Source organism: Burkholderia sp. MBR-1 (genome assembly GCF_013822785.1).
Taxonomy (GTDB): domain Bacteria; phylum Pseudomonadota; class Gammaproteobacteria; order Burkholderiales; family Burkholderiaceae; genus Burkholderia; species Burkholderia vietnamiensis.
This window is the reverse complement of record NZ_CP053609.1, coordinates 469,768-496,090: the sequence shown is the minus strand read 5'-3', so window position 1 is coordinate 496,090 and position 26,323 is coordinate 469,768. Positions and strand designations below refer to the sequence as shown.

General features: G+C 65.6%; 25 protein-coding genes. 12 read left to right on the top strand and 13 right to left on the bottom strand.

From position 1 onward, the window contains the following. Nucleotides 1-58: 58 nt before the first annotated feature. Nucleotides 59-1,699, bottom strand: a complete 1,641-nt coding sequence (locus tag MBR110_RS02310; protein ID WP_011886442.1) for an L-lactate permease — start codon at nucleotides 1,697-1,699, stop codon at nucleotides 59-61. Nucleotides 1,700-2,033: 334 nt separating this feature from the next. Between MBR110_RS02310 and MBR110_RS02305 the strand changes: the two genes are divergently transcribed. Next, nucleotides 2,034-2,339, top strand: a complete 306-nt coding sequence (locus MBR110_RS02305; RefSeq protein WP_011886443.1) for a DUF4148 domain-containing protein — start codon at nucleotides 2,034-2,036, stop codon at nucleotides 2,337-2,339. Nucleotides 2,340-2,393: 54 nt separating this feature from the next. On the opposite strand, the gene gshA is transcribed toward MBR110_RS02305, so the two are convergent. Beyond that, a complete protein-coding gene (gene gshA, locus MBR110_RS02300) occupies nucleotides 2,394-4,007 on the bottom strand; it encodes a glutamate--cysteine ligase (protein WP_059605694.1) in 1,614 nt (537 codons plus the stop codon). Between gshA and MBR110_RS02295 the strand changes: the two genes are divergently transcribed. After that, a complete protein-coding gene (locus tag MBR110_RS02295; RefSeq protein ID WP_155624998.1) occupies nucleotides 3,994-4,209 on the top strand; it encodes a hypothetical protein in 216 nt (71 codons plus the stop codon). The two genes, gshA and MBR110_RS02295, sit on opposite strands and share 14 nt — an antisense overlap. A gap of 346 nt (nucleotides 4,210-4,555) precedes the next feature. Here the strand turns inward: MBR110_RS02295 and MBR110_RS02290 are convergent, their stop codons facing one another. Both MBR110_RS02290 and ada read right to left on the bottom strand, forming a co-directional pair. After that, nucleotides 4,556-5,557: a DNA-3-methyladenine glycosylase family protein gene (locus tag MBR110_RS02290; RefSeq protein ID WP_408913006.1), complete on the bottom strand. Its 1,002-nt coding sequence runs from the start codon at nucleotides 5,555-5,557 to the stop codon at nucleotides 4,556-4,558. Continuing rightward, nucleotides 5,554-6,645, bottom strand: coding sequence for a bifunctional DNA-binding transcriptional regulator/O6-methylguanine-DNA methyltransferase Ada (ada, locus tag MBR110_RS02285; protein ID WP_059739046.1), 1,092 nt, complete (start codon nucleotides 6,643-6,645; stop codon nucleotides 5,554-5,556). The genes MBR110_RS02290 and ada overlap by 4 nt, the downstream gene beginning before the upstream one ends. 426 nt (nucleotides 6,646-7,071) lie before the next feature. On the opposite strand from ada, the gene MBR110_RS02280 reads away from it, so the two are divergent. Beyond that, nucleotides 7,072-7,485: a VOC family protein gene (locus tag MBR110_RS02280; RefSeq protein ID WP_011886447.1), complete on the top strand. Its 414-nt coding sequence runs from the start codon at nucleotides 7,072-7,074 to the stop codon at nucleotides 7,483-7,485. 10 nt (nucleotides 7,486-7,495) lie between these two features. On the opposite strand, the gene MBR110_RS02275 is transcribed toward MBR110_RS02280, so the two are convergent. From MBR110_RS02275 to speG, 3 genes are all read right to left on the bottom strand, one after another. After that, nucleotides 7,496-8,050 carry a YaeQ family protein gene (locus tag MBR110_RS02275; RefSeq protein ID WP_014723888.1) on the bottom strand — a complete coding sequence of 185 codons (555 nt, stop codon included), beginning with the start codon at nucleotides 8,048-8,050 and terminating at the stop codon, nucleotides 7,496-7,498. A gap of 177 nt (nucleotides 8,051-8,227) precedes the next feature. Next, entirely contained in the window at nucleotides 8,228-8,575 is a 348-nt protein-coding gene (gene sap1, locus MBR110_RS02270) for a surface attachment protein Sap1 (RefSeq protein WP_011886449.1), read from the bottom strand. A 489-nt stretch (nucleotides 8,576-9,064) separates the two neighbouring features. Further along, entirely contained in the window at nucleotides 9,065-9,607 is a 543-nt protein-coding gene (gene speG / locus MBR110_RS02265) for a spermidine N1-acetyltransferase (RefSeq protein ID WP_011886450.1), read from the bottom strand. Nucleotides 9,608-9,758: 151 nt separating this feature from the next. Here speG and MBR110_RS02260 point away from each other — a divergent pair, with 151 nt between their 5' ends. The 4 genes from MBR110_RS02260 (at nucleotide 9,759) to MBR110_RS32015 (ending at nucleotide 12,029) form a co-directional block, all read left to right on the top strand. Then, nucleotides 9,759-9,929 (top strand): hypothetical protein, encoded by a 171-nt coding sequence (locus tag MBR110_RS02260; RefSeq protein WP_006489933.1) that lies wholly within the window; start codon nucleotides 9,759-9,761, stop codon nucleotides 9,927-9,929. A gap of 109 nt (nucleotides 9,930-10,038) precedes the next feature. Continuing rightward, on the top strand, nucleotides 10,039-10,287 hold the full coding sequence (locus MBR110_RS02255; RefSeq protein WP_034192447.1) for a DUF2795 domain-containing protein: 249 nt from the start codon (nucleotides 10,039-10,041) through the stop codon (nucleotides 10,285-10,287). 112 nt (nucleotides 10,288-10,399) lie between these two features. Then, complete coding sequence (locus MBR110_RS02250; RefSeq protein ID WP_181709151.1) at nucleotides 10,400-11,758, top strand: sensor domain-containing diguanylate cyclase; 1,359 nt, start codon at nucleotides 10,400-10,402, stop codon at nucleotides 11,756-11,758. Nucleotides 11,759-11,906: 148 nt separating this feature from the next. Then, a complete protein-coding gene (locus MBR110_RS32015; protein ID WP_256976788.1) occupies nucleotides 11,907-12,029 on the top strand; it encodes a hypothetical protein in 123 nt (40 codons plus the stop codon). 92 nt (nucleotides 12,030-12,121) lie between these two features. Here the strand turns inward: MBR110_RS32015 and mnmE are convergent, their stop codons facing one another. Continuing rightward, on the bottom strand, nucleotides 12,122-13,516 hold the full coding sequence (gene mnmE / locus MBR110_RS02245; protein ID WP_014723892.1) for a tRNA uridine-5-carboxymethylaminomethyl(34) synthesis GTPase MnmE: 1,395 nt from the start codon (nucleotides 13,514-13,516) through the stop codon (nucleotides 12,122-12,124). 336 nt (nucleotides 13,517-13,852) lie between these two features. Here mnmE and MBR110_RS02240 point away from each other — a divergent pair, with 336 nt between their 5' ends. Further along, complete coding sequence (locus tag MBR110_RS02240; RefSeq protein WP_059463424.1) at nucleotides 13,853-14,290, top strand: helix-turn-helix domain-containing protein; 438 nt, start codon at nucleotides 13,853-13,855, stop codon at nucleotides 14,288-14,290. 117 nt (nucleotides 14,291-14,407) lie between these two features. On the opposite strand, the gene yidC is transcribed toward MBR110_RS02240, so the two are convergent. The 4 genes from yidC to rpmH form a co-directional block, all read right to left on the bottom strand. Continuing rightward, nucleotides 14,408-16,069: a membrane protein insertase YidC gene (gene yidC, locus MBR110_RS02235; RefSeq protein ID WP_059462171.1), complete on the bottom strand. Its 1,662-nt coding sequence runs from the start codon at nucleotides 16,067-16,069 to the stop codon at nucleotides 14,408-14,410. A gap of 8 nt (nucleotides 16,070-16,077) precedes the next feature. Next, nucleotides 16,078-16,344, bottom strand: coding sequence for a membrane protein insertion efficiency factor YidD (gene yidD / locus MBR110_RS02230; protein WP_011886457.1), 267 nt, complete (start codon nucleotides 16,342-16,344; stop codon nucleotides 16,078-16,080). Between the two features lie 75 nt (nucleotides 16,345-16,419). After that, nucleotides 16,420-16,881 (bottom strand): ribonuclease P protein component, encoded by a 462-nt coding sequence (gene rnpA / locus MBR110_RS02225; RefSeq protein WP_011886458.1) that lies wholly within the window; start codon nucleotides 16,879-16,881, stop codon nucleotides 16,420-16,422. Nucleotides 16,882-16,896: 15 nt separating this feature from the next. After that, nucleotides 16,897-17,031 (bottom strand): 50S ribosomal protein L34, encoded by a 135-nt coding sequence (gene rpmH / locus MBR110_RS02220; protein WP_004198824.1) that lies wholly within the window; start codon nucleotides 17,029-17,031, stop codon nucleotides 16,897-16,899. A gap of 421 nt (nucleotides 17,032-17,452) precedes the next feature. On the opposite strand from rpmH, the gene dnaA reads away from it, so the two are divergent. The 3 genes from dnaA to gyrB all read left to right on the top strand — a co-directional run bounded on the left by dnaA (nucleotide 17,453) and on the right by gyrB (nucleotide 22,973). Beyond that, nucleotides 17,453-19,030, top strand: coding sequence for a chromosomal replication initiator protein DnaA (dnaA, locus tag MBR110_RS02215; RefSeq protein ID WP_011882715.1), 1,578 nt, complete (start codon nucleotides 17,453-17,455; stop codon nucleotides 19,028-19,030). Between the two features lie 168 nt (nucleotides 19,031-19,198). Beyond that, on the top strand, nucleotides 19,199-20,305 hold the full coding sequence (gene dnaN, locus MBR110_RS02210) for a DNA polymerase III subunit beta (RefSeq protein WP_011882716.1): 1,107 nt from the start codon (nucleotides 19,199-19,201) through the stop codon (nucleotides 20,303-20,305). A 193-nt stretch (nucleotides 20,306-20,498) separates the two neighbouring features. Then, nucleotides 20,499-22,973 (top strand): DNA topoisomerase (ATP-hydrolyzing) subunit B, encoded by a 2,475-nt coding sequence (gene gyrB / locus MBR110_RS02205; RefSeq protein ID WP_011882717.1) that lies wholly within the window; start codon nucleotides 20,499-20,501, stop codon nucleotides 22,971-22,973. Between the two features lie 503 nt (nucleotides 22,974-23,476). On the opposite strand, the gene MBR110_RS02200 is transcribed toward gyrB, so the two are convergent. Beyond that, the gene (locus MBR110_RS02200; protein ID WP_155624999.1) at nucleotides 23,477-24,616 is read right to left on the bottom strand and encodes a hypothetical protein; all 1,140 of its coding nucleotides are present in this window, start codon (nucleotides 24,614-24,616) and stop codon (nucleotides 23,477-23,479) included. 177 nt (nucleotides 24,617-24,793) lie between these two features. Here MBR110_RS02200 and istA point away from each other — a divergent pair, with 177 nt between their 5' ends. Then, on the top strand, nucleotides 24,794-26,278 hold the full coding sequence (gene istA / locus MBR110_RS02195) for an IS21 family transposase (RefSeq protein WP_408913023.1): 1,485 nt from the start codon (nucleotides 24,794-24,796) through the stop codon (nucleotides 26,276-26,278). Nucleotides 26,279-26,323: the final 45 nt, after the last annotated feature.

Here is a 26,323-nt window from a genome sequence, read left to right as displayed (position 1 = left end):
ATCCTCGCACTCGCCTGCGCCTTCCAAACGTCTGCTCACGCCAACGTCGCCAGCCTCCCTACTTCGGCAACGCCGGAATCATCCACGTCAGCACGTGCTGCTGCAGGAACACGAGCACGCCGAGCAGCAGCGTGAGGATCACGCTGTGCCAGAAGGTGCGCGCAAACACTACGCCCTCCTGCCCTTTCAGGTCGGTCGTCGACACGCCCGTCGCGATGTTCTGCGGCGAGATCATCTTCCCCATCACGCCGCCCGACGAGTTGGTCGCGGCCATCAGCACCGGATCGAGGCCGAGTTGCCGGGCCGCAACGACCTGCAGATTGCCGAACAGCGCGTTGCCGGACGTGTCGCTGCCCGACAGGAACACCGCGATCCAGCCGAGCGACGCCGACACGAGCGGAAACAGCGCGCCGGTCGACGCGACGCCGGTACCGAGCGTGTAGCTGATGCCCGAGTAGTTCAGCAGGTACGCGAGCCCGACGATCATCATCACGGTGACGATCGCGATCCATGTCTGTCGCCAGGTCTTGACCACGCATTCGAAGAACGCGCCGATGCCCGTGCGCGTGAGCAGTGCCGTGATGATCGCCGACACCAGGATCGCGGTGCCCGTACCGAGCGGCTGGAAGTCCCAGATCGCCGCATACGGCTTGTGGTACAGCGATACGAACACGGCGTTGTGCAACCCCGGCCACTTGATCTTGACGTCGCCGATCGCCGCGATGTTCGCGTGCACCCAGAAGATCACGACCACCGACACGACGAGCCACGGCAGCCAGCCGCCGAAGCCCGCGCGCGCGGCGCCGGCCGTGGCCGGCACGCTGCGCGCGAGCGCGTATTGCGGATCGGGCTGCGGCTTCCACAGCTGCAGGAAGCCGATCGTGACGATCAGCGACGTGAGCGACGACAGCACGTCGGTGAGCTGGTAGCCGAGGAAATTCGACGTGACGAACTGCGCGATCGCGAAGCTGCCGCCCGACACGAGCAGCGCCGGCCACAGCTTCGCGATCGAGCGCAGCCCACCGTATGCGCCGACCACGTAGAACGGCAGCAGCAGCGCGAAGAACGGCAGTTGCCGGCCGACCATCGCGCCGAGCGTCGCGGGCGGCAGCGACGTGACCGCGCCGAGCACGGTGATCGGCACGCCGAGCGCGCCGAACGCGACCGGCGCCGTGTTGAACACCAGCGTGTAGGTCAGCGCTTCGAGCGCGGGGAAGCCGAGCGCGATCAGCAGCGCGCTGGTGATCGCGACCGGCGTGCCGAACCCGGAAATCCCTTCGAGCAGACAGCCGAACGAGAACGCGACGACGAGCAGCACGAGGCGACGATCGTCGGGCAGGTTGTCGAGCATCCACTGCCGAAACTGGTCGAAACGGCCCGACTTCACCGCGATGTTGTACAGCAGCAAGGCATTGAACACGATCCACATCACCGGCACGACCGCGAGCGCCATGCCTGCGCCCACCGCGTTGAACGCAAGGCCGGCCGGCATGCCCCACGCGCCGATCGCGACGGCGAGGCCGGCGACGAGGCCGGCCAGCGACGCCTGCCACGCGGGCCGGCGCAGCACGCCGAGCGCGATCAGCGCGACGGCGATCGGGATCACCGCGACGACGAACGACAGGAGCAGCGAGTCGGCGACGGGCGTCAACGGCTGGACGAACAGGATGCCGGGCGGCAGGGCTGCGGTGGGATTCATCGTGTGTCGTGTCTCCGATCCAGTACCAGACGTACATTCGGCGGCCGCTACGCCCGGCCGACGCTTGCGCATGCAACCATGCGGCAAGGCCGACCGACCGGTCGCTCAAATGAGGTTAGGAGGCCGGTCGCGCTTGTACAAGGAGGGCAAGCCCGATGCGCGTCCGAATCGTTGCGCGGGCGTCGGCGAAGGGTCCGAGCAATGTTGCACAGCGGGAAAAGGTGCGTGACGGCGAGCGGGATGTTTCGTTTGGGCTCCGAAGCCTAGACTCGCTGCATCGATTCCGCCCGCGCCGGCGACGACGCGGCTCCGGAAACTTCACGGAGCAGACACGATGAAAAACCTGAAACTTGCGGCCTGCGCGTTGCTGCTGATCGGCCCGGCGCTCGCTGCCCACGCCGAGTCGACGCTGACGCGCGCCCAGGTACGCCAGGAACTCGCCGAGCTACAGGCGGCCGGCTACCGGCCGAGCCTCGTCAGCAGCCCTGACTTTCCGGAGAACATGCAGGCCGTCATGCAGCGCGCCGCCCAGGCCCGCGCCGACGCCGCCGGCCACGGCAACGACGGTCATGCGAGCGTCGAAGCGGGCAAGCCGGCTACGCCGGCCGTGGTCGATCGCAGCACGTACGCGCATCACTGAAGCAGGTGCCGCCGGCGCGTGAACCGCGACGGACGGCAGCTTCGGCTGCGGCCATCAAACGCTGAAGCGGTTCAGCGTATAAGCGCGATAGGCGGCGACGAACGCATCGAACGACCCGGCCTCCTTCGCTTCGAGTTCGGCCTGTTCGGCCAGCGACTTCGCCGCGAGCGCCTGCTCCGCGCGCATCGCCTCCGCCGAAGGCGGGTTCGCCCGGAAATGGGCCGCATGCGCTTCGCTTTGCGCGAGCGCGAACGCGAGGAACGATTGGCCGTTCTCGCGCATCGTGCGCAGCACACGCGCCGACGGCGTGCGTTCCGGATCGGCCAGCTTCTCGCGCTGCGCGGCGATCGCGCGCGCATGCTCATCGCCGCCGCGGATCTCGTCGAGACGGCGCCCGACGGTTTCGATATCGGCCATCAGGTCGTCGGCCCATGCCTGCAGCGTGACCGGCTGGCCGTCGCGCGTCAGCGTGAGGCCGGGCTTGCGTCCGTCCATCGTCACGCTGCCGAAGTTCTCGTTCGCTTCCTTGTACGCATCGCAGTCGAGCGCGGGGCTGTCGTCGAGCGCGCACGCCAGCAGGAATGCGTCGATGAAGCGCGCGGTGTCGAGCGCGATGCCGGTCGGCTCGAACGGGTCGATGTCGAGGCACCGCACTTCGATGTACTGCACGCCGCGCGACGCGAGCGCATGCAGCGGACGCTCGCCCGAATAGGTGATGCGCTTCGGCCGGATCGTCGAGTAGAACTCGTTCTCGATCTGCAGCACGTTCGTGTTGATCTGAATCCACTCGCCGTCGCGATGCGTGCCGATCGCCTCGTACGCCGCATAAGGCTCGCTGACCGCCTTCGACAGCGCGTCGAGATAGCCGGGCAGCGTGTTGTAGTCGACGTGCAGCGCGGCCTGCGCGGTCGTGTTCGAGTAGCCGAGATCGCTCATCCGCAGGCTGGTCGCATACGGCCGGTACAGCGTGTCGGCGTCGAACGTGTCGAGCCGGTGCGGTTTGCCGCGCAGGAAGCGCGTGTCGAGCACCGGCGACGCGCCGAACAGGTACATCAGCAGCCAGCTGCGGCGGCGGAAATTGCGGATCAGCGCGAGATAGCGCTCGGACTGATAGTCGACCAGCGTGGCCGTCGAGCCTTCTTCGGCATGCAGGCGCCGCCACACTTCCTCGTGCAGCGAGTAGTTGTAGTGAATGCCGGCGATGCACTGCATCGTGCGGCCGTAGCGATAGGCGAGGCCGCGGCGGTACACCGTCTTCAGGCGGCCGATGTTGGACGTGCCGTAGTCGGCGATCGGGATTTCGTCGTCGGCCGGCAGCAGCCCCGGCATCGACTCGTTCCACAGCATCTCGTCGTCGAGCGACGCATACACGTAGCGATGCAGATCGTCGAGGCGCGCGAGCGTCAGCGACGCGTCGCTTTCGGCCGGCGTGATCAGCTCGATCAGCGCTTCCGAGTAATCGGTGGTCAACGACGGGTGCGTGAGTGCCGAACCGAGCGCGCGCGGATGCGGCGTGAACGCGATCATCCCGTCGCGCGTCACGCGCAGGCTTTCCTTTTCGATGCCGCGCAGGCCGTCGGGCAGATGCTGCCGCGTCGGGCCCGAGCTCAGCGCGTCGAGACGATTCAGCAGCAGTTCGGACTGGCGGTGAGTCATGGTGTTCGGCATGGAGACGCAAGTGCGTGACGGCCGCGCGCAGAGTGCCGCGCGGGCCGGCTGGATTATGGGTCGCTTCATTGGTAGCGGGCACTTTAACATCTCGCCGACACACGCGCTTGAGGTGGCTCACGGCCGGCCCGGCCGCCCGCAGCGGGCCGCCGCGCGGGCGATCGCGGCGATTGCCGCTGGCGCGGACGAGCATCCGCTATAACGCCGGGCGCGGCCCTCGCGCGGCTTTCGTCGGGAGGATTGCGCGGTGCAGGATGCGGCGCGAAGAGGTGGAACCGGTGCCTTGGTGCCGTCGCTGCTGGCGCTGCCCCGCCCACCTCGCTGCTGGCGCACCTCGACCATGACCACGCCCGCGATGCAGACGGTTACTGCGGTGGGCTGGGGCTGCTATGTGTTGGTGCAGATGCCACCGCACGGCACCTACTCGCCGCCCGCATCCTACCCACGTCGTTAGAGCCTCGGCACGCCGCCCCCACGCGCACCCGGGAAGCGAATCACACCGCGCCGATACCGACTGCGCGACGTCGCTCGCCGGTCGCATCCGCCCGTCAGCCGCCGCGCGCACCACCCGCCCGGTCAGCCACGTCGTTCCACAGATGAAGCGCCGCATACGCGCGCCACGGCCGCCACGCTTCGGTTCGGCGTTTCTGGCTCGCGAGCCGGTCGAGCGACGGATCGCGGGCGGCGATCGACTGCATCAGCACGAGATCGGACGCCGGCCATGCATCGGGGTCGCGCCACGCGCGCATCGCGATGTACTCGACGGTCCACGGCCCGATGCCGGGCAGCTCGAGCCATGCGCGCCGCAACGTCGCGAGGTCCGCGTGCGCCGGGTCGAGCGGCACGTGTCCGTCCGCCACTGCGCGCGCCATGCCGGTCAGCGCGGCCGCTCGTTTGCCGGGCATCCCGATCTTCTCGATATCGCACGCGGCGAGCGCGTCGGGCGTCGGAAAACGCCATGCCGGCGCGCCGTCGTCGGCGGGCATCCCGTCGTCCCACGGCGCGACACGCTCGCCGGCGCGCTGGACGAGCCGCCCGACGATCGTCGTCGCGGCCTTCACGCTCACCTGCTGACCGACGATCGCACGCACCGCCAGCTCGAATCCCGACCATGCGCCCGGCACGCGCAGCCCCGGCGCGGCGTCGACGAGCGGCGCGAACCACGGATCGCGCGCGAGCCCGCTGCCGATCGCGGCCGGATCGGCAGCGAGATCGAACATCGATGCGACACGGCGCGCGAACGTGCCATCGACATGGTGCGCTGCCGCGCCGTCGACCGTCGCAATCAGACAATGCCGGCGCGGATGCTTAGACACGGTGAGCCGGCCCGCGTCGCCGTTCAGCTCGACGACGCGGCGATACACGCCGTCGGCGACCTGCTCGACGCCCGGAATCGCGCGGCCGCTGAAGAACCGCAGCACGCGCGCCCAGTCGTACGGCGCGTTGAAGCGCAGCTCCAGCCGCGCGGGCGACGGCACCGCGCCGCCGCGGTCGCCGCTATCACCGCTATCGCACTCGCTCGCCGCGAGCGTGGTCTGTTCGATGCTCAAACTGCGTTGCCCTCCTCGATGACCTCGGTTTCATCGGCACCCGCATGGCGCGCCTCGGCCGCCAGCAGCGTCGCCTTGCGACGCACGCCCCACCGATATCCGGCGAGCGCGCCGCCCTTCTGCACGACACGATGACATGGAATCGCGAGCGCGACCGGGTTCGACGCGCACGCCGCCGCCACGGCGCGTACCGCGCGCGGCGCGCCGAGCGCTTCGGCGATGTCCGAATAGCTGCGCGTTTCGCCGTACGGGATATGCGTGAGCGCCTCCCACACGCGCTGCTGGAACGCGGTCGGCGCGATGTCGAGCGGCAGGTCGAACGTGTGGCGCGTGCCGTCGAGGTACGCGCGGATCTGCGCAACGAACGGTGCGACGCGCGACGGTGCTTCGACGAGCTCGGCGCGCGCGAACGCGAGCTTCAGCTCGGCGACGAGCGGCGCCGCCTCGTCGCCGAACGCGATGCGGCAAATGCCCTGTGCGGTTGCGGCGACGAGCACCATGCCGAGCGGCGTGGCCGCGCTCGCATAGTCGATGCGCAGGCCGGCGCCCTGGCGACGAAACGCGGACGGCGCCATCCCCAGCTCGCGCGGCACCGACGCATAGAGCCGCGACGGCGAATTGAAGCCCGCGTCGACGGCCGCCTGCGTGACCGGCTGCCCGCTTTGCAGCGCGTCGCGCAACGCCGCGCCGCGCTGCGCGGCCTGGTACTGCCGCGGCGACACGCCGACCACCCGCTTGAACAGCCGCTGCAGATGAAACGGACTCAGGTGGACGGCGTCGCTCAACTGCTGCAGCGTGAGCTGCTCCGGATGCGCGTCGAGCACCGCGCACGCGCGGTCGACGATTTCGAGCTCGCGCGGCAAGCCCTCCGGCCGGCAGCGCTTGCACGGGCGGAAGCCCGCCGCGCGCGCGGCGGCCGGATCGGCGAAAAAGGAAACGTGCTCGCGCCGCGGCAGCCGCGACGCACAGCTCGGGCGGCAGAACACGCCGGTCGTGCGCACTGCATAGAAGAACGTGCCGTCCGCATGCGCGTCGCGCGTGGTGACGGCGGCCCAGCGGGAATCGTCGGTCGAATAGGGGGTATTCATCTGAACCTCGCACCTTCCAGTGTAGACGGTGCCTACTCTAGACATCGGCGCCGGCCGTCGCGCCCCGGATCTTGCTCTGTGATTCGCGCCGAAAATCGGGGCGCATCGCCGACGATCAGTGCGACGAAAAAATCGGGCAGGCGCTTCTATGGCAGCACTTTAGTCATCACCGCGTCACCGTTTTGTTGCAATGCGGCTGCGACAAATCGCCGTCCTGACGGTTTTTTGCACTCGGAATATTGCAACGCACCATGACCGTGTGTATAGTTGGAACTGTCTCCTCCATGTCTCCTCCTGATATGGATTAAGCCCGCTCCGCATTGCGTGAGCGGGCTTTTTTTCGTCCGGCGATCGGGCCGCGCGCCGGCAGCCGTCGTGGGCGCGGTCTACACTCGGTGCACGCCATTCGCGAAGGAGTGCCCGCTCATGAAACCGACCATCCGCGCGATCGATCACGTCGTGCTGCGCGTGGCCGACATGGCCGCCATGACGCGCTTTTACTGCGACGCCCTCGGCTGCCACGTGGAGAAGGAACAACCCGATCTCGGCCTCGTGCAGCTACGCGCCGGCGATGCCTTGATCGACCTGCTGTCGGTCGGCGGCCCGATCGACCGGCCCGACAGCGGCCCGCCCGGCACCGGCCGCAATCTCGACCATCTGTGCCTGCGCGTCGAGCCGTTCGACCCCGACGCGCTGATCGAGCATTTCGCCGCGCATGGCGCGCGCCCCGGCACGCCGGCCGAACGCTACGGCGCCGGCGGCTACGGGCCGTCGATCTATCTGTTCGATCCCGAAGGCAACATGCTCGAGTTCAAGGGGCCGCCTCCCGCCCACGGCTAGGCGTCGGCCGTCACGCGTCGCCGCGCGCCTTCAGCACCGTCCATTCGACGGCGATGGGATCGTGGTCGGCGCTCGAGATCCAGGCGGCGCCGTCCTGCACCGTGCACTGCAGGCGCATCGTGCGCTCCGCGAGGCGCCCGAGCGCTGCCGCGACACCGTCGTCGAGCGACAGCACCTGCACGTTGCGCAGCCGTTCGACCTTGCTGCGCACGCCTTGCCACCAGATGTCCGAGGTCTTGCCGCCGTACGCGATCACCGTGACCTGGCCGGCGCGGCCCGCCGCCTTCGCGATGCGCCGCTCGTCCGGCTGGCCGGCCTCGATCCATACGTCGATCGCGCCCGTGAGATCCTTCTGCCACAGGTCCGGTTCGTCGACGTCCGACAGCCCCTTGCAGAATTCGAGGCGCTCGTGCGCGAACAGCGCGAACGCGACGATGCGCACCATCATCCGCTCGTCGGTTTCCGACGGGTGACGGGCCACCGTCAACGCGTGATCGGCGTAGTAATGCCGATCCATGTCGGCGATTTGCAGTTCGGCTTTGTAGATCGTGGATTTCAGCGCCATGCGGATGCGGCCCGGGCGGGCATTCGGTTCGGTCGGGTCGTGATGATACCGAATGCGCGGCGTGCGTCGCCGGGCGGCAGCGTCACAGCACGACGGCCCGGCGGGAACCGGGCCGTGGTCGAGCCGCGCCGCCGACGCTGCGGCGCCGGCGTGCGGGTGCGAGAGGAACGCGTGCGGTTACTGCTTGACGAAGCGCGAGTCGGTCCAGAGGCCTTGCTGATCGCTGTTCTCGGCGCTGACGAACTGCACGTCGCCCTGGTCGACCGACACCACGCGGAAACGCTGGCCTTCGGGTACCGACAGGCAACGGTAGTCGTCGAAGTACTGCTGCTTCGCCTGCGACTGGCCGTCACGCTCGTGGCTCAGTACGGAGTCCAGATTGTCCTTCGACAGGCAACCCCATGCATTCTTCGTCAGCTGGATTTCCTGCGTCGGCTTGACGGCCGAATCGCCGCCGGCCTGAGCCACCGACACCGCGCAAAATGCGCCGACGACCGCAAAAAGAATACCGGTTCGCTTCATCATGTTCTGTCTCCATGCTTGCGGGCGCCAGCCTGGTTTAGCTATGTGTTTAAAGGTGATCGCGCACCCGCGTTTTTCACTTTAGAAGACCGGCAAGCGATAGCAAGCACATTTGTTGTGCGATCGCAATAGCGGCGGATTGTCGCACCCGGCGCACACCTGATTTTTGGCGGTCCGCGGCCGGGTGCCGGATTATCCGGTACGGCACGCGACGCCGCGGCGCCCCGCCTGCAGCGTTATCCAGCAACCCTTTCAGCTGAATTACGCCGTGCCGCATGAACGGTTTGGATAATTCATTTCAGTCGCGCGACCTGATTGGTGCAACGCACATAAAGTCGCGGACAACGATATGAATTTATCGCATTGCCGCAGCACAAAATCCGCTAACAAGAAAAATGCCAGCTATAAGCGCGCGCGTATTTATCCGTATTTTCCCGCATGCCCAGGCGGTCCATCCGCCACCGCGCATTTTCCGCTTTTACCGACGGTTATTCAGTCGGCCGGCTGCCGTTCGAAATAGTCCCGCTGGAAGATGCACATCCGAAACGCGTTGTGATAAGACCCGTTTCCGAAAAATTCTTCCCTCAATTCCGCTTCGTGCTGGAATCCGCATTTCTCGTACACGTGAATCGCCGCCGCATTCGACGTATCGACGATCAGGTACAGCTTGCGCAGGTTCAGCACCTTGAATGCATATTCGATCGCAAGCCGCGTGGCCTGCCCCGCGTACCCGCGGCCCTGGCATTGCGGTGCGATGATGATCTGGAATTCGCCGCGGCGGTGGATGTAGTCGAGCTCGATCAGCTCGACGAGGCCGACCAGGTCGTCCCGCGCATCGACCGCGACGAAACGCCGTTCGCGCTGATCGTGCACGTGGCGATCGTACAGCTGCGACAGTTCGGAGAAGGTTTCGTACGGTTCCTCGAACCAGTAGCGCATGATCTTCGCGTCGTTGTTCAATTCGTGTACGAAGCGCAGATCCTGGCGCTCGAGCGGCCGTAGCGCGAGCGTGTGCTTGTCGTTCTGGAGTTGCATGTTGGTTTCCTTTTCGATGCCCGCGTACGCGCGAAACGCCGCTGAGACGCGACGTTCTAACGCCGCGTTCCGCACTGTAAGAAGTTGACCGCGGGTGAAGCTCAGAGCCTAGAATGGAAAGGACGGTTCCTGCCACCGCACGGAGGCTATCGTGATCGAGCAAGTCATACTCGGCATCTTCCTCGTACTGCCACTCGTGATCGTGGCCGCGCTGTTCTCCGATGAACTGTGGCAGGAACACCGGCGCCAGCATCCGCGCGACGAGAACGCGCCGCACATCGACTGGAAACATCCGTGGCGTCGCGTACGGCGCGGCCATTGAATCGCTCGCCGTGCGGTTTGCGTCCGGCTGCCGGTCGGCCGCAGCGATGCGGGCGCCGTTGCCGTGCCCTCATGACCACCCATTGCCGCTCAACCCACGAGACTCCGCTGTGAACGACAAACCTGTTCTGCCTTCCCACGATATCCCCGCCGAAGCGATCGACCTGCAGATCGCCGACGTGCTCGCGACCGTTCGCTACCCGGCGAACAAGGATGCGCTCGTCGACGCCGCGCGCGACGCCGGCGCGAGCAACGAAGTGCTGTCGATGCTGGATGGCCTCCCGGAACAGGACTACGCGAGCGTCGACGAAGTCACCCGCCTGGTCGCCGGCAACTACGGGCCAGGCCTGGGCGTTTGAGCGCGCACCAATAACGCGATAGGATCGGGGCCGCACCCGTCGCACCGCGGCCGGATGCATGCCGCGCCCGGCATCGAGCCGGGCGTTCCGGCACGAGAGCGCAGGGGGCGCGATGGAAGGCATCCTGATCCAGCATACGACGGGCCGTCAGCTGTGGTTCGGCGCACTGACGGCGCTCGTCATCGTGCTCGCGCTCGCGATCGCCGTGCCGCAGGCGAACGTCGCGCTGCCGGCCGTCGAGCCGTTCATGCCGATGTGCGCGCTCACCGTGTTCACCACCGCGAGCATCGCCGCGTTCTTCCTCGGCGCCCAATTCACCGTCACGCGCCAACCCGTGCTCGGTGCGCTCGGCGGCGCTTACGCGTTCACCGCGTTGGCCGTCGCGCTGCAGCTGCTCACCTTCCCCGGCGTGTTCGCGCCGCATGGCCTGCTCGGCGCGCGCCCGCAAAGCGCTGCGTGGATGTGGGTCTTCTGGCACACCGGCTTCCCGTGCTTCGTGATGGCCGCGCTGGTCGCGCGCGAGCGGTTCACGCGCGTGCCCGTCGGCGCGGCGCAGACGCGCCTGTGGACGCTCGTCCTCGTCGGCGGGCCGGCCGTCGCGGCGGCGCTGCTCGGTGTGCTCGCGCTGAACGTGGCGTTGCCGCCCGCGCTGCAACCGCCGGACGCCGCCGCCTTGCTGCCCGTGAACGGCATCGGGCTCGCGGTGTGGATCGCCAATGCGCTCGCGCTGGTGACGGTGCTGGCGGCCGGCCGGTTGCGCACCACGCTCGACCTGTGGCTCGCGATCGCCATGCTCGCCTGCGTCACCGACACGACGCTGAATCTGCTGACGACACATCGCTTCACGGTCGGCTGGTATCTCGCGCGCGTGTTCAGCATGTTCACGCCCGGCGTGCTGGTCTGCGTGCTCGCCTGGGAAGTGACGAAGCTGTATCAGCAGCTGTTCGAGGCCCACACGACGCTCGTGCGCTCATCGGCGCGCGATGGGCTGACGGGCGCGTTCAACCGCAGTCACTTCAACGATCACTTTCATACGCTGTTTCTGCAGGCGCGGCGGCAGAGCGAACCGTTGTCGCTGCTGATGGTCGACGTCGATCACTTCAAGGCATACAACGACGCGTTCGGTCACGTGAAGGGCGATGCGTGCCTGATCGCGGTCGCGCAGGCGCTTGTCGGCGCGGTGCGGCGGCCGGCCGACATCGTCGCGCGTTACGGCGGCGAAGAGTTCGCGATCGTGCTGCCGAACACCGGCGCGCGCGGGGCGCGCATCGTGGCCGACGAAGCACGCGAAGCCGTGCTGCGGCTCGACTTGCCGATGCCCTCGTCGCCGACGGGCCGCGTGAGCGTCAGCATCGGCTGCGCGACCGTGTCGGCCGATGAACTGTCGACGCCCGATGCGTTGATCGAAGCCGCCGACGGCGCGCTGTACCGCGCGAAGGATGCGGGGCGCAACTGCGTGGTGATGGCGTGAAAACGTCGGAGGAATCGCAGTTGTTACGGTCAATGTGACCGGAATAATCCGCCGTTACCGATTGCGGTTCGGCGAAACGATCGCTTACAGCCGGTGCCGACCGCGCTCGCTATGCTCGATTCATCTCGAATCCGCGCAGGTGAGCACGATGAAGAAAACCCTTTTGCTGATTGCCGGTGTAGCCGTGCTGTTGAGCGGCTGCATCGTGGTGCCTGATGGTGGCGGGTATTACGGTGACGGGTATTACCATCACCATCGTCATTGGGATTGATTGCGTGAAGGTCCGGCCGCTTCGCGGCGGACCTGAGCGGCGCGGCGGGCCGAGGCCGGCGATTGGCTCGCAGCAGCCGGCCTCGGAACCGGTCACTTGCCGATACAAAACCTGCTGAAAATCACCCCCAGCAGATCGTCCGACGTAAATTCCCCCGTAATCGCATTGAGCTGCTCCTGCGCGAGCCGCAACTCCTCCGCGAACAAATCCAGCGACTGCGCGCGCTGCTCCGCGTGATCGGCCGCCTGCGCCAGATGTTCCTGCGCCGCGCGCAGCGCGATCAGATGCCGCTCGCGCGCCAGATAGACGCCTTCGGCGCCCGCCTGCCATCCGGCGATCCGCAGCAGCTCCGCGCGCAGCATGTCGATGCCGTCGCCGCGCTTCGCCGACAGATGCACTTCCGTCAGATCGCCTGCCGCCGCCGGATGCTCGACGCACGCGGGCACGCCGGTCAGGTCGGTCTTGTTCAACACGCGCACGACCGGCACGCCGTCCGGAAAGCGCGCGGCGATCGTCTCGTCCTCCGGCGTCATCCCCGTACGCGAATCGAGCAGATGCAGCACGACGTCGGCGCGCTCGATCTCGCTCCACGTGCGCGCGATGCCGATCCGCTCGACTTCGTCTTCGGTCTCGCGCAAGCCGGCCGTATCGATGATGTGCAGCGGAATCCCCTCGACCTGAATCGTCTGCGCGACCTTGTCGCGCGTCGTGCCCGCGATCGGCGTGACGATCGCCAGCTCCGCGCCGGCGAGCGCGTTCAGCAGCGACGACTTGCCGACGTTCGGCTGCCCCGCGAGCACCACCGACAGGCCCTCGCGCAGCAGCGCGCCCTGCCGCGCGTCGCCGAGCACGTGCGCGAGCTGCTCGCGGATCTTCGCGAGCTTGCCGCGCGCATCGGCCGCCTCGAGGAAGTCGATTTCCTCTTCCGGGAAATCGAGCGTCGCCTCGACGAGCATCCGCAGCGTGATCACGTCTTCGACCAGCGCATGGATCTGCCGCGAGAACGCGCCGTCGAGCGAGCGGCCCGCCGAGCGCGCCGCCGCCTCGGTACTCGCCTCGATCAGATCGGCGACGGCCTCGGCCTGCGCGAGGTCGAGCTTGTCGTTCAGAAACGCGCGCCGCGTGAATTCGCCCGGCTCCGCGAGCCGCAGCCCGAAGCCGCGGCCGGCATCGAGGCAGCGCTGCAGCAGCAGCTGCATCACGATCGGCCCGCCATGACCTTGCAGCTCGAGCACATGCTCGCCGGTGTACGAATGCGGCGCGGGAAAGTACAGCGCGATCCCGCGGTCGAGCGGCGCGCCATGCGCGTCGACGAACGGCACGTAGCTCGCGTGGCGCGGCGCGAGCCGCTGCCCGCACAACGCGTCGCTCAACGCCTGCGCGGCCGCCTCGCCGCCGCGCCCGAACGACACGCGGACGACGCCGATGCCGCCCCGGCCGGCGGCAGTGGCAATGGCGACGATCGGATCGGAATCGGTAGCGAGCATGGGAGTCGGATGAATCTGGTGAGCGGACGGTGAATGCTGCGCCCGTACAACACTTTGGGCAGCAGGACGCCGGCATTGTAGCGTGCCGGCCCTCATGCCACCGCCCGTTGCGTGGGCCTCGAACTCGGCCGAATTTATCCCGCCAGGGATAAGTCGAGTACCAACGCAGCCTGACCTAGCCCGCTTGTTTCGGACACGTCTGCCCACCAGAACGGGCGAACGCTCGGGTCCCCAATTCCATTGCGCATACGTCGGCAGGATGGGATTCGTCTGAACAGGCTATGTTTAGCCCGTTCGGTTGTCTGATAAGCAACAGGGGAATTGCACAATCACCCCATGCCGACACCCGAAGAAAAAGCTGCGTTCTCGGAACGCCTGAAATTCGCCCTGCGGCGCAGCCCGGAGAAGGTCACTGGCGCGACGGAACTCGCGAACCGCTTCAATCTGCGCCACCGCGGCGAGCAGCCGGTTTCGCCGCAAACCGCGCACAAGTGGCTGACGGGCCGCACGATTCCCACGCCGGACAAACTCGAAACGCTGGCCAATTGGTTGCGCGTCGAACTGCATTGGCTGCACTACGGCCCGTCGCCGAGCCTGAACGAGCACGCGACGCCACAACCGCTACCGCGCGACGAGCGCTATCCGCCGACTGCAGAGACGATCGAACTCGCGTCGAAGATCGAGGCGCTGGCGCCGCATCAGCGCTACCTCGTTCAGGAACTGATCGAGCAGTTCTACGGCGGCGACGCGAAAGCCGACGCGAAAAAGACCTGAACGGCAGCAGCCGAACCGGCACCGGCCGCGCCCAAAACAAAAAACCGCATGGATCGCTCCATGCGGTTTTTTTACGTGCATCGCGAGCGGCCGAGCCGCCCGCGCGTGCGACGGGCGTCAGGCCGGCTTCTTCTTCACGCCGCCGAGCTTGCGCGTGATGTAGTACTGCTGCGCGATCGACAGCACGTTGTTCACGACGTAGTACAGCACCAGGCCGGCCGGGAAGAAGAAGAACATCACCGAGAACGCGATCGGCATGAACTTCATCATCTTCGCCTGGACCGGGTCCGGCGGCGTCGGGTTCAGGCTCGTCTGCACGTACATCGACACGGCCATCAGCACCGGCAGGATGAAGAACGGATCGCGCTGCGACAGGTCGTGAATCCACAGAATCCACGGCGCGCCGCGCATTTCGACCGACGCGAGCAGCACCCAGTACAGCGAGATGAACACCGGGATCTGGATCACGACCGGCAGGCAGCCGCCGAACGGATTCACCTTCTCGGTCTTGTACAGCTCCATCAGCGCGGCGTTCATCTTCTGCGGATCGCTCTTGAAGCGTTCGCGCAGCGCCTGCATGCGCGGCGTGATTTCCTTCATGCGCGCCATCGACTTGTAGCTCGCGGCCGACAGCGGGAAGAACACGGCCTTGATCAGGATCGTCAGCAGCACGATCGCCCAGCCCCAGTTGCCGACCACGCCGTGGATCTTCTCGAGCAGCCAGAACAGCGGCTTCGCGATGATCGTCACCCAGCCGTAGTCCTTCACCAGCTCCAGGCCCGGCGCGATGCCTTCGAGCATGCGCTCTTCTTCCGGACCGGCGAACAGGCGCGCCTGCACGTCGGCCGACTGGCCCGGCGCGATCGCGGCGACCGGCTGCTTCACGCCGACGCGATACAGCGACGGATCGATCTTTTCAGCGTAGATGTCGCGCTTCACGCCCTGCTGCGGAATCCACGCCGACGCGAAGTAGTGCTGCACCATCGCGACCCAGCCGTTGTCGGCAGAGTTCACGTAGTCGGCCTTGTTCTTGTCGAGGTCGCTGAAGTTGATCTTCTGGAAGTGCTTCGCGTTCGTGTAGACCGCCGGCCCGAGGAACGTATGCGAGAACATCGGCGTTTCGACGGCCGTGTTGTCGCGCACCAGTTCCATGTAGACCGTCGGCGTGACCGGCGCGGTGCCGACGTTGTCGATCTTGGTGTCGACGCCGATCACGTAGCTGCCGCGCGTGAACGTGTAGGTCTTCACGACCTTCACGCCGCCCTTCACCGGCGACTCGAACGACAGCTTCAGCGTGTTCTGGTCGCCCGTCAGCGACGTCGCGCCCGGATTCAGCTGCGTGTAGACGTCGTTGTGGTTCGGGAAGTCGCCGCCGAGCAGGCCCGTGCGCGCCAGATACGTGTGGCCGGCCGTGTGATCGAACAGCGTGATGTACAGGTCCGGCTGCTTGCCGTCGCCCTGCTTCTTCAGCGTGAGCTTCGCGAGCGTGCCGCCGCGCGTGTCGATTTCGCCGTCGTACACGTCGGTCGAGAACTTCACGAGCTGCGCCTGCGCGGCCGGTGCCGTCGTCGCCGGCGCGGCGCCGGCTGCGGCGGCGGGCGCTTCACCTGCGGTCGTCGTCGCGCCCGTGCCCGATGCGCCGCTCGCGGCCGCGGGGGCCGTCTGCGTGGCGCTCGGGAAGAACATCGACGGGCGTCCATGGTCGCGCTGCCAGTTGTCGTACAGCATGACAGCTGACATGAAGAAGATCACCCATAGGACGGTGCGTTTGATATCCATGCGTTGTCTCAGAGTCGATGGGACCGCGCGTCGGCTTCGCCGCGAGCGCGAATGTCGGAGTTGGGCGGCGGGACGAGGTCGATGCCGCCCGCGGAAAACGGATGGCATCGGCACACGCGCCTGACGGCGAGATACGTGCCGCGCGCGGCGCCATGATACTGGATTGCCTCGCGCGCGTAATCCGAACAGGAAGGATAAAAACGGCAGCGGTCGCCGAGCATCGGGCTCACGGCAACCTTGTAGAAGCGCAGCAACGCGATCAATACCGTTTTCATACCTTGGGCGGCGCCGTGAGACGCCGCGTCAAAACCGGCCGGGCGGGCGCGCACGCCGCACCACGGACGGATGCGTCACTCGGACGCGGGCTTCGACGCCCGGCGCGCGATCTCCCGGGCCGCCCTGTCGAGCAGCTCGCGGATTTCGGCCGCGCACATCGCCGCGAGCGGGGCGGACGCCGCGCTCGGCAGCGCTTTCTTGTCGAAGCGCGTGTGCTGCCGCAGCAGCAGGTCGTAGCCGGCGAATTCGGCCCGGCGCAGGCGAAACGCGTCGCGCGCCAGCCGCTTCACGAGGTTGCGGGTCACTGCACGCGGCGCATACTTCTTGCCGATGACGAGCCCCAGACGGGCGGGCTGGCCGGTCGGCTTGCCGTAGATCACGAAGTGCGCGGAGCGCCGCCAGGGGCGCAAACGAAAAACGGATGAAAATTCATCCGTTTTCAGAAGTCGCGCAGCTTTCGGGAAGGCGGCTTTCGTCTGCGACGGATTCGCACCCGGCTCGACGGCACCTTCCGCGGCACTGCGGACGGCGGACACAGCGCGCAACCTGCCTTAGATGGCGAGGCGCTTGCGGCCCTTCGCGCGGCGAGCGTTGATGACCTTGCGGCCGCCTGCAGTCTTCATGCGGACACGGAAGCCATGGGTGCGCTTGCGGCGCGTCACGGACGGTTGGTAAGTACGTTTCATGATGTTCTCACTTGTTCGAGAATGTCGAAATTCAGGGGACCGCGTGCCCTTAACCGTAGGCATTCGGGCGAACGCAATCGCCGGGAATACAGGATTGGTTTTCGCGGAACCCGCTATTTAAACCGTTTTTCTCTTGACGGTCAATACTTTACGAGTCGTCCGCCTGTGCCGGCCCGTTCCGATCCGGCCCCGCACCCCACAGCCGCAGCCTGTGGATAAGTCCCGCTGTGGCTGCGTTTGGCGTTAGAATCTCGCCTTATCTCCAAGAATCCCGCACGCCGCTTCGGTGTTCGCCTGCCCGTCCGCCACTGTGACGCAGGCGCCCGACGCACGCTCGCACGACCGCTTCGGGCCTTGTCACGCGACCGCGACAAGGGCGCCGGCGAGCTGCCCTGTGCACGCAAAAAACGACAGCTACTTGATGAACGATTTCTGGCAACACTGTTCCGCACTGCTGGAGCGCGAGCTGACGCCCCAGCAGTACGTGACGTGGATCAAACCCTTGGCCCCGGTGGCCTTCGATGCGTCGGCGAACACGCTGTCCATCGCCGCGCCGAACCGCTTCAAGCTGGACTGGGTCAAGAGCCAGTTTTCGGGCCGCATCGCCGATCTGGCCCGTGAATTCTGGAATACGCCGATCGAAGTCCAGTTCGTCCTCGATCCGAAGGCCGGCATGCGCGGCGCGCCCGCGGGCGTCGCTCCGGCCGCGCCGCGCATGCCGCTCACGCCGAACGGCCCCGCCGCGGCGGTCGCCGCGATTGCCGCAAACCTGACCGCACATGCATCGGCCGCGCCGAGCGCGCCGGCCGACGTGCCGCTGACGCCGTCGGCGGCCGCCGCACACCACCTGCACGGCGACGACGCCGACATCGACCTGCCGAGCCTGCCCGCGCACGAAGCGGCGGCCGGCCGCCGCACGTGGCGCCCGGGCCCCGGCGCCGCGCCGGCAAACGGCGCCGAAGCCGATTCGATGTACGAGCGCTCGAAGCTGAACCCGGTGCTCACGTTCGACAACTTCGTGACCGGTAAGGCGAACCAGCTCGCGCGCGCCGCCGCGATCCAGGTCGCGCACAACCCGGGAATCTCGTACAACCCGCTGTTCCTGTACGGCGGCGTCGGCCTCGGCAAGACCCATCTGATCCATGCGATCGGCAACCAGCTGCTGCTCGACAAGGCCGGCGCGCGGATCCGCTACATCCACGCCGAGCAATACGTGTCCGACGTGGTGAAGGCGTATCAGCGCAAGGCGTTCGACGACTTCAAGCGCTACTACCACTCGCTCGACCTGCTGCTGATCGACGATATCCAGTTCTTCTCCGGCAAGTCGCGCACGCAGGAGGAATTCTTCTACGCGTTCGAGGCGCTGGTCGCGAACAAGGCGCAGGTGATCATCACCAGCGACACGTATCCGAAGGAGATCTCGGGCATCGACGATCGCCTGATCTCGCGCTTCGACTCGGGCCTCACCGTTGCGATCGAGCCGCCCGAGCTGGAAATGCGCGTCGCGATCCTGATGCGCAAGGCGCAGTCCGAGGGCGTGAACCTGTCGGAAGACGTCGCGTTCTTCGTGGCGAAGCATCTGCGCTCGAACGTGCGCGAGCTCGAAGGCGCGCTGCGCAAGATCCTCGCGTATTCGAAGTTCCACGGCCGCGAGATCTCGATCGAGTTGACCAAGGAAGCGCTGAAGGACCTGCTGACCGTGCAGAACCGGCAGATTTCGGTCGAGAACATCCAGAAGACCGTCGCCGACTTCTACAACATCAAGGTCGCCGACATGTATTCGAAGAAGCGTCCCGCGAACATCGCACGGCCGCGGCAGATCGCGATGTACCTGGCGAAGGAGCTGACGCAGAAGAGCCTGCCCGAGATCGGCGAGCTGTTCGGCGGGCGCGATCACACCACCGTGCTGCACGCGGTGCGCAAGATCGCCGACGAGCGCGGCAAGGACGCGCAGCTGAACCACGAGCTGCACGTGCTGGAGCAGACGCTGAAGGGCTGAGCGCCGCGCGCACTTGATAATTCGGCCTCCGCCCCAATTTAATTGGGGCGGTTCGGTTTTGAGGCACAATACAGGTTTGACCGCCCCGGCGGCGGCGGGCCAAGAGCCCGGCTGGCGGGGCGCTGCGAGGCTGCTGCGCTGCAGGCCGTTACTCAACGAAGGAACTCTATGCAACTGGTCAAGACCGAACGAGACACCCTCCTCAGGCCGCTGCAAACGGTCAGCGGCATCGTCGAACGCCGCCATACGTTGCCGATCCTCGCCAACCTGCTGATCACCAAGAACGGCCCGGACGTTTCTTTCCTGTCGACCGACCTGGAGCTGCAGATCACCACGCGCGCCGATTTCGGCGTCGGCGGCGACCAGGTGGCGACCACGGTCGCGGCCCGCAAGCTGCTGGACATCCTGCGCGCGATGCCTGACGGCCAGGTCACGCTGTCGCTCGCCGACAAGCGGCTGACCGTCCAGTCCGGCAAGAGCCGCTTCGCGCTGCAGACGCTCGCCGCAGACGAGTTCCCGACCGTTGCGCAGGCCAAGGATTTCGCCGCGAGCCTGAGCGTCCCGCAGAAGTCGTTCCGCCAGCTGCTCGGCATGGTGCACTTCGCGATGGCGCAGCAGGACATCCGCTACTACCTGAACGGCATGCTGCTCGTCGTCGACGGCGACCAGCTGATGGCCGTGGCCACCGACGGCCACCGCCTCGCGTTCTCGTCGATGAAGATCGAAGGCGGCACGTTCGGCCGCCAGGAAGTGATCGTGCCGCGCAAGACGATTCTCGAGCTGCAGCGCCTGCTCGAGGACATCGACGACACCGTCACCATCGACATCGCGCAGACGCAGGCGAAGTTCACCTTCGGCGGCGTCGAGCTCGTGTCGAAGCTGGTCGAGGGCAAGTTCCCCGACTTCCAGCGCGTGATCCCGAAGGCGCACAAGAACACGTTCGAGATCGGCCGTGAAGAGCTGCAGCGTTCGCTGCAACGCGCGGCGATCCTGACCTCGGACAAGTTCAAGGGCGTGCGCTGCATCATCGCGCCGGGCCAGTTGAAGATCATGTCGACCAACGCCGATCAGGAAGAGGCGCAGGAAGAACTCGAAATCGCGTACCAGGGCGACACCGTCGACATCGGCTTCAACGTCACGTATCTGCTCGACGTGCTCGCGAACCTGAAGGTCGACACCGTGCAGGTGAGCCTCGGCGACGCCAGCTCGAGCGCGCTGATCACCGTGCCCGAGAACGACGAATTCAAGTATGTCGTGATGCCGATGCGCATCTGACGCGCTCGACATCGCGATACACACCAGGGGGCGGCAAGCCCCTTTGGCGTTTTTATGGCGAACCGACAACCCGTCCCTTTGGCGTCTTTTGGGCGCCGGGGGCGAGCCAGGAAACTGGAGCGGCCGGCGATTTCTCCTCGCTGAAACGCACCGCGCCGCCACGAGAGTGGCCTCGCAGAACCGGAAGATATCCATGAGTGAACAGCACAATACGCAACCCGATAACAGCAGCTACGGCGCCTCGTCGATCCAGATCCTCGAAGGTCTGGAAGCGGTGCGCAAGCGCCCCGGGATGTACATCGGCGACACGTCGGACGGCACCGGTCTGCACCACCTCGTGTTCGAGGTGCTCGACAACTCGATCGACGAAGCGCTGGCCGGGTACTGCAACGACATCCACGTGACGATTCACGCCGACAACTCGATCTCCGTGACCGACAACGGCCGCGGGATTCCGACCGACGTGAAGATGAACGACAAGCACGAGCCGAAGCGCAGCGCCGCCGAGATCGTGATGACCGAGCTGCATGCGGGCGGCAAGTTCGACCAGAACAGCTACAAGGTGTCGGGCGGGCTGCACGGCGTGGGCGTGTCGTGCGTGAACGCCCTGTCGAGCTGGTTGCGGCTCACCGTGCGCCGCAACGGCAAGAAGCACTTCATGGAGTTCCATCGCGGCATCGCACAGGATCGTGTGCTCGAGCAGGTCGATGGCGTCGAAGTGTCGCCGATGCTCGTCACCGGCGACACCGAGAACCGCGGCACCGAAGTGCATTTCATGGCCGATCCGACGATCTTCGGGACCGTCGAGTATCACTACGACATCCTCGCGAAGCGGATGCGCGAGCTCTCGTTCCTGAACAACGGCGTGCGGATTCGTCTTACCGACCTGCGTTCGGGCAAGGAAGACGATTTCGCGTTCGCCGGCGGTGTGAAGGGCTTCGTCGAGTACATCAACAAGACGAAGACCAACCTGCACCCGACCGTGTTCTTCGCCAACGGCGAGAAGGACGGCGTGGGCGTCGAAGTCGCGATGCAGTGGAACGACAGCTACAACGAAAACGTGCTGTGCTTCACGAACAACATTCCGCAGCGCGACGGCGGCACGCACTTGACCGGCCTGCGCGCGGCGATGACGCGCGTCATCAACAAGTACATCACCGACAACGAAATCGCGAAGAAGGCGAAGGTCGAGACGACCGGCGACGACATGCGCGAAGGGCTGTCGTGCGTGCTGTCCGTGAAGGTGCCGGAGCCGAAGTTCAGCTCGCAGACCAAGGACAAGCTGGTGTCGTCGGAAGTGCGGGCGCCGGTCGAGGAAGTCGTCGCGAAGGCGCTCGAAGAATTCCTGCTCGAAACGCCGACCGACGCGAAGATCATCTGCGGGAAGATCGTCGAAGCTGCGCGTGCGCGCGATGCTGCCCGGAAGGCGCGCGAGATGACGCGCCGCAAGGGCGTGCTCGACGGCGTCGGCCTGCCGGGCAAGCTCGCGGACTGCCAGGAGAAGGATCCGGCGAAGTGCGAAATCTACATTGTCGAGGGTGACTCGGCAGGCGGCTCGGCCAAGCAAGGCCGCGATCGCAAGTTCCAGGCGATTCTGCCGCTGCGCGGCAAGGTGCTCAACGTCGAGAAGGCGCGCTACGACAAGCTGCTGTCGTCGGAGCAGATCGTCACGCTCGTGACCGCGCTCGGGTGCGGCATCGGCAAGGACGATTACAACCTCGACAAGCTCCGCTATCACCGCATCATCATCATGACCGACGCGGACGTCGACGGTGCGCACATCCGGACGCTGCTGCTCACGTTCTTCTATCGGCAAATGCCGGAGATGGTCGAGCGCGGGTACGTGTATATCGCGCAGCCGCCGCTTTACAAGATCAAGGCCGGCAAGGACGAGCGGTATCTGAAGGACGACGCGGAGCTCAACGCGCATATGCTGCGGTTGGCGCTGCAAGGGTCGGAGTTGGTGCCTAGCGAGAACGGCGCGGCGATTTCGGGCGATGCGCTCGGGGAGCTGGCGCGGTCGTATCTGCTGTCGCAGAGCGTCATCGGGCGGTTGAGCCGGTTGTATGACCCGGCCGCGCTCGAGGCGATCATGGACGGGGTTTCCATCGATCTTTCCAGCGAGGAATCGACGGAGGCTTCGGCCAAGGCTCTGCATGCGGCGCTGCATGACGAGACGCTGAAGAATGAAGTGCGGGTGGTGCCTTCGTATGATCCGGTGCGGGAGCTGCGGTCGCTGCGCGTTGAGCGGGCGCATCACGGCAACGTGCGCGTTTCCGTTATCGATGAGGAGTTCCAGCATACGGCGGATTATCAGCAGCTGGTGACTACTGCCAAGACGTTCGAAGGGCTCATTCAGGCCGGTGCGGTGATCAAGCGCGGTGAGCGCAGCATGGCCGTGACCGACTTCAAGAGCGCGATGAAGTGGCTGCTGGCCGATGCTGAGCGGAATGTGTCGAAGCAGCGCTATAAGGGACTCGGGGAGATGAACCCCGAGCAGCTGTGGGAAACGACCATGGATCCGACCGTGCGGCGTCTGCTGCGCGTGCAGATCGAAGACGCGATCGCGGCGGATGGGATCTTTACTACCCTCATGGGGGATGAGGTCGAGCCGCGTCGGGCGTTTATTGAATCGAATGCGTTGCGGGCGGGGAATATTGATGTTTGAATCTGCATTTGTCGAAAGTCACTATTAGTGAAAAATGCCCCACAAATAGTGACAATCGAAGCCGCATTTAGTGAAAATTCTCGGAGGTTATTTGGCGCGCATCACACCTCTTTCTGGACGCGAGCTTTTTAGAGGTGCGAGCACAGCCATCACATTGGAGTGGCGGAGCAAAGGTCGGCAGTTCAATCCTCCCCCGCTCCACCAACAGATTTCCTAGCAACACCAAAGTGAGGCAAGAAGGATAATTTTGCACTGGATGTAAAGATATGCTTCAACAACAAGAGCCGACCGCGAGTCGGCTTTTGTTGTTTCGGGACCCGGAATTCCTCGTCAGGAGGGCTGAGCCGCAAACTGTCCACCGGAAAGTGTCGGACACTGCCTTCAGCGCGATTGCAAGAATCGGTCGGCAACCACGAACGCAAGAAGCAGTTGGATTTCATCCGGTATTGTGGTCTCGCAGTCGCGCCCCATTTTCGGCGGCAGCCAATCTGAGTGTGCGCATGCTATCCGTCGAGCGCCCCTAATCCGTGAACCCGACGCATCACGCTTTCCACGATCCGCGTCGTGCCGGTCCCCTGCACCTGGCACAGCGAGTCCGGATTCCTGAGTGAGTCTTTGATGCAAAAGAACGCCTGATGTGTTGCCACACTCGACACAAAGAATACGTAGTCGGCGTGCCGTGCATGCTGGCGCAAGCGAGGCGTGCATTCGGTGTCGCAGTTGGTCGTGACCTTTAGCTTCGGGTTCAAGGTCTGCAGTATGTTCATCGCGCGTTGCGTCGCTTGGCTGTCCAAGCTATAGATCATCACGCGCGCCTCCGACGCCGATGTTTCCGGCTCGTCGAACTTCGCAACCTCCTGCGTCGGCAGCGTGAACGGAATCGATGCCTCGCTGGCAAGCATAAGCAGCAATGCCTTTTGCGCATCGGCGAGGCGCGTAGAGTGTTCGCAACCGGCGCTCAGAATTGCGACGAGCAACCGGTTACGAGCTTGCTCGTCGCGCGTGGGCGCGATCACGAGCGCGTCGGCAAGATCCAGCGCCCAAGGCATGTAACGCGGCGAGCGCACCTCGTCGAATATGCTGAGCAGACGCTCCATGAGTTGAACGTACTGATCGGGCGTTGGGCCCGCCATCACGACGTGCAGCGCGGCCTGTTTGATCAGATCCAACTCACTCTCGCCGTAGCGGTCGCGCACCCATACCGTATCGAGCAGGCTGTTATACAGCGGAATGAACGGCGCATGCGGCTTCGTTCGTTCGATGATCCAACCGAACCAGATGGGCAGTAGCGCGTCGAAAGTGCCCGAATTGCTGAGCACTTCATCCTCCATGCCCTGGACGAGGAGTCGCGCCATGGCGTCATCGATCTTGGTGAGGGCGTCCGTGTTGGCGAGTTCGCGCCAGAACTCGACTACGTTGTCCGCGGCGATTGGCTCAGCCTCGGCTTCGACGCGCAACTGCGCTTCCAAGCTTTCCGGTGGCTTGGTCGCGGCAAGACTCGTGACGTCGCCGAGCAGACGCGCACGGGTTTGCTGCACGACTGCAGATATCGCCGGGGCGCTTGCCTTCACGCGCACGACCGTCTGTTCGGCGCGCTGTGGATCATCGATTTCCTTTGCACATCGAAGCAGGGCGCTCAGCACTTCTGGACTGTCTTCGAGCGACCATAGGAGATCGTATGTTAATGTCCACGCAGAACTGACCCACCTGAGGCTGTAGTTTTCATCGAATTTTGACCCACGTGATTGAATGCCCTGCTCAATCTTTGAGCAGGGGATACAGAGGTGATCACGGTGGGCATATTGGCCAAGATCAGGCGGATGTATTTCCGCGAGAAGGTCCCGCTGCGCGAGATTGCGAGGCGCACGGGCCTGTCCCGGAACACGGTGCGCAACTGGCTTCGGCAGACGGATGCCGTTGAGCCGAAGTACCCGAAGCGCGTCAGCCCGAGCGTCGTCGACGAGTGGGCCGCGCAACTGACGGGCTGGCTGCGGGCAGACAGTCATCGCCCGAAGCGTGACCGGCGCACGGCCCGGTTCATGTTCGAGGCCATCCGCGGCGAGGGCTACGCCGGCAGCTACGGCCGCGTCAGCGCCTTCGTGAGACGCTGGCACGAGGAGCAGGCTGAAGCCCCGCGCAGGAAGGCCTATGTACCGCTGGCCTTCGAACCCGGCGAAGCCTTCCAGTTTGACTGGAGCTGCGAATACGCCTTCATCGGCGGGTTGCGGCGACGCCTGGAGGTCGCCCACGTCAAGCTCAATGCCAGCCGGGCGTTCTGGCTGGTCGCCTATCCGACCCAGAGTCACGAGATGCTGTTCGATGCGCACGCCCGCGCATTCGCCGCGTTCGGCGGCGTGCCGCGCCGCGGCATCTACGACAACATGAAGACCGCCGTGGACAAGGTCGGCCGCGGCAAGGAGCGCGCGGTCAACGCCCGCTTCGAGGCAATGTGCGGCCATTACCTGTTCGAGCCGGAATTCTGCAACCGTGCCGCCGGCTGGGAGAAGGGCATCGTTGAGAAGAACGTGCAGGACCGGCGCCGCCAGATCTGGCACGAGGCTGCGCTACGACGCTGGGAAACGCTGGAGCTTCTGAACGAATGGGTCGCGGGCCAGTGTCGTCAGGCCTGGCAGATGCGGCACCCGCAGTGGCCCGAGCTGACGGTCGAGGACGTGCTGCAGGACGAGCGCACCAGGCTGATGCCCAATCCACGCCCGTTCGACGGCTATGTCGAGCAGACGCTGCGGGTGTCGTCGACCAGCCTCATCCACTTTCAGCGCAACCGCTACAGCGTGCCCACCGAGTATACGAACCAGCTGGTGAGCGTGCGCTGCTATCCGGCATATCTCAGCGTCGTCGCCGACGCCCAGGAGATCGCACGCCACGAACGCAGCTTCGAGCGGCACATGACCTTCTACGACTGGCGCCATTACATCACGCTGGTTGAGCGCAAACCCGGCGCGTTGCGCAACGGCGCTCCGTTCGTCACGATGCCACAGCCGCTGCAGCAGTTGCAGCGACACCTACTGAAGCACCCGGGAGGCGATCGCATCATGACGCAGGTGCTCGCCGCGGTGCGCGAACACGGACTCGATGCCGTGCTGCTTGCCGTGCAGGCAGCGCTGGACTCGGGACGCCCCAGTGGGGAGCACGTTCTGAACGTGCTGAGCCGGTTAAAGGCGCCCACCACGAGTACCAACCTCGCGACGACGAAACTCCAGCTTACCGAAGAGCCGGCTGCCGACGTGAGCCGCTACGAAACCCTGCGCGCCAACCCACCGGAGGACCGTGTCAAACGCATTTGAAATCTGAGCCACTTCGCGCCTGATCGCGCAAAGTAAAACTGAGCC

Bases quoted from the DNA above. Each gene is read 5' to 3' on its own strand.
- MBR110_RS02310 (WP_011886442.1), bottom strand. From the start codon at position 1,699: ATGAATCCCACCGCAGCCCTGCCGCCCGGCATCCTGTTCGTCCAGCCG.
- MBR110_RS02305 (WP_011886443.1), top strand. From the start codon at position 2,034: ATGAAAAACCTGAAACTTGCGGCCTGCGCGTTGCTGCTGATCGGCCCG.
- MBR110_RS02295 (WP_155624998.1), top strand. From the start codon at position 3,994: ATGGTGTTCGGCATGGAGACGCAAGTGCGTGACGGCCGCGCGCAGAGT.
- gshA (WP_059605694.1), bottom strand. From the start codon at position 4,007: ATGCCGAACACCATGACTCACCGCCAGTCCGAACTGCTGCTGAATCGT.
- ada (WP_059739046.1), bottom strand. From the start codon at position 6,645: ATGAATACCCCCTATTCGACCGACGATTCCCGCTGGGCCGCCGTCACC.
- MBR110_RS02280 (WP_011886447.1), top strand. From the start codon at position 7,072: ATGAAACCGACCATCCGCGCGATCGATCACGTCGTGCTGCGCGTGGCC.
- MBR110_RS02275 (WP_014723888.1), bottom strand. From the start codon at position 8,050: ATGGCGCTGAAATCCACGATCTACAAAGCCGAACTGCAAATCGCCGAC.
- sap1 (WP_011886449.1), bottom strand. From the start codon at position 8,575: ATGATGAAGCGAACCGGTATTCTTTTTGCGGTCGTCGGCGCATTTTGC.
- speG (WP_011886450.1), bottom strand. From the start codon at position 9,607: ATGCAACTCCAGAACGACAAGCACACGCTCGCGCTACGGCCGCTCGAG.
- MBR110_RS02250 (WP_181709151.1), top strand. From the start codon at position 10,400: ATGGAAGGCATCCTGATCCAGCATACGACGGGCCGTCAGCTGTGGTTC.
- MBR110_RS32015 (WP_256976788.1), top strand. From the start codon at position 11,907: ATGAAGAAAACCCTTTTGCTGATTGCCGGTGTAGCCGTGCTGTTGAGC.
- mnmE (WP_014723892.1), bottom strand. From the start codon at position 13,516: ATGCTCGCTACCGATTCCGATCCGATCGTCGCCATTGCCACTGCCGCC.
- MBR110_RS02240 (WP_059463424.1), top strand. From the start codon at position 13,853: ATGCCGACACCCGAAGAAAAAGCTGCGTTCTCGGAACGCCTGAAATTC.
- yidC (WP_059462171.1), bottom strand. From the start codon at position 16,069: ATGGATATCAAACGCACCGTCCTATGGGTGATCTTCTTCATGTCAGCT.
- yidD (WP_011886457.1), bottom strand. From the start codon at position 16,344: ATGAAAACGGTATTGATCGCGTTGCTGCGCTTCTACAAGGTTGCCGTG.
- rpmH (WP_004198824.1), bottom strand. From the start codon at position 17,031: ATGAAACGTACTTACCAACCGTCCGTGACGCGCCGCAAGCGCACCCAT.
- dnaA (WP_011882715.1), top strand. From the start codon at position 17,453: ATGAACGATTTCTGGCAACACTGTTCCGCACTGCTGGAGCGCGAGCTG.
- dnaN (WP_011882716.1), top strand. From the start codon at position 19,199: ATGCAACTGGTCAAGACCGAACGAGACACCCTCCTCAGGCCGCTGCAA.
- gyrB (WP_011882717.1), top strand. From the start codon at position 20,499: ATGAGTGAACAGCACAATACGCAACCCGATAACAGCAGCTACGGCGCC.
- istA (WP_408913023.1), top strand. From the start codon at position 24,794: ATGTATTTCCGCGAGAAGGTCCCGCTGCGCGAGATTGCGAGGCGCACG.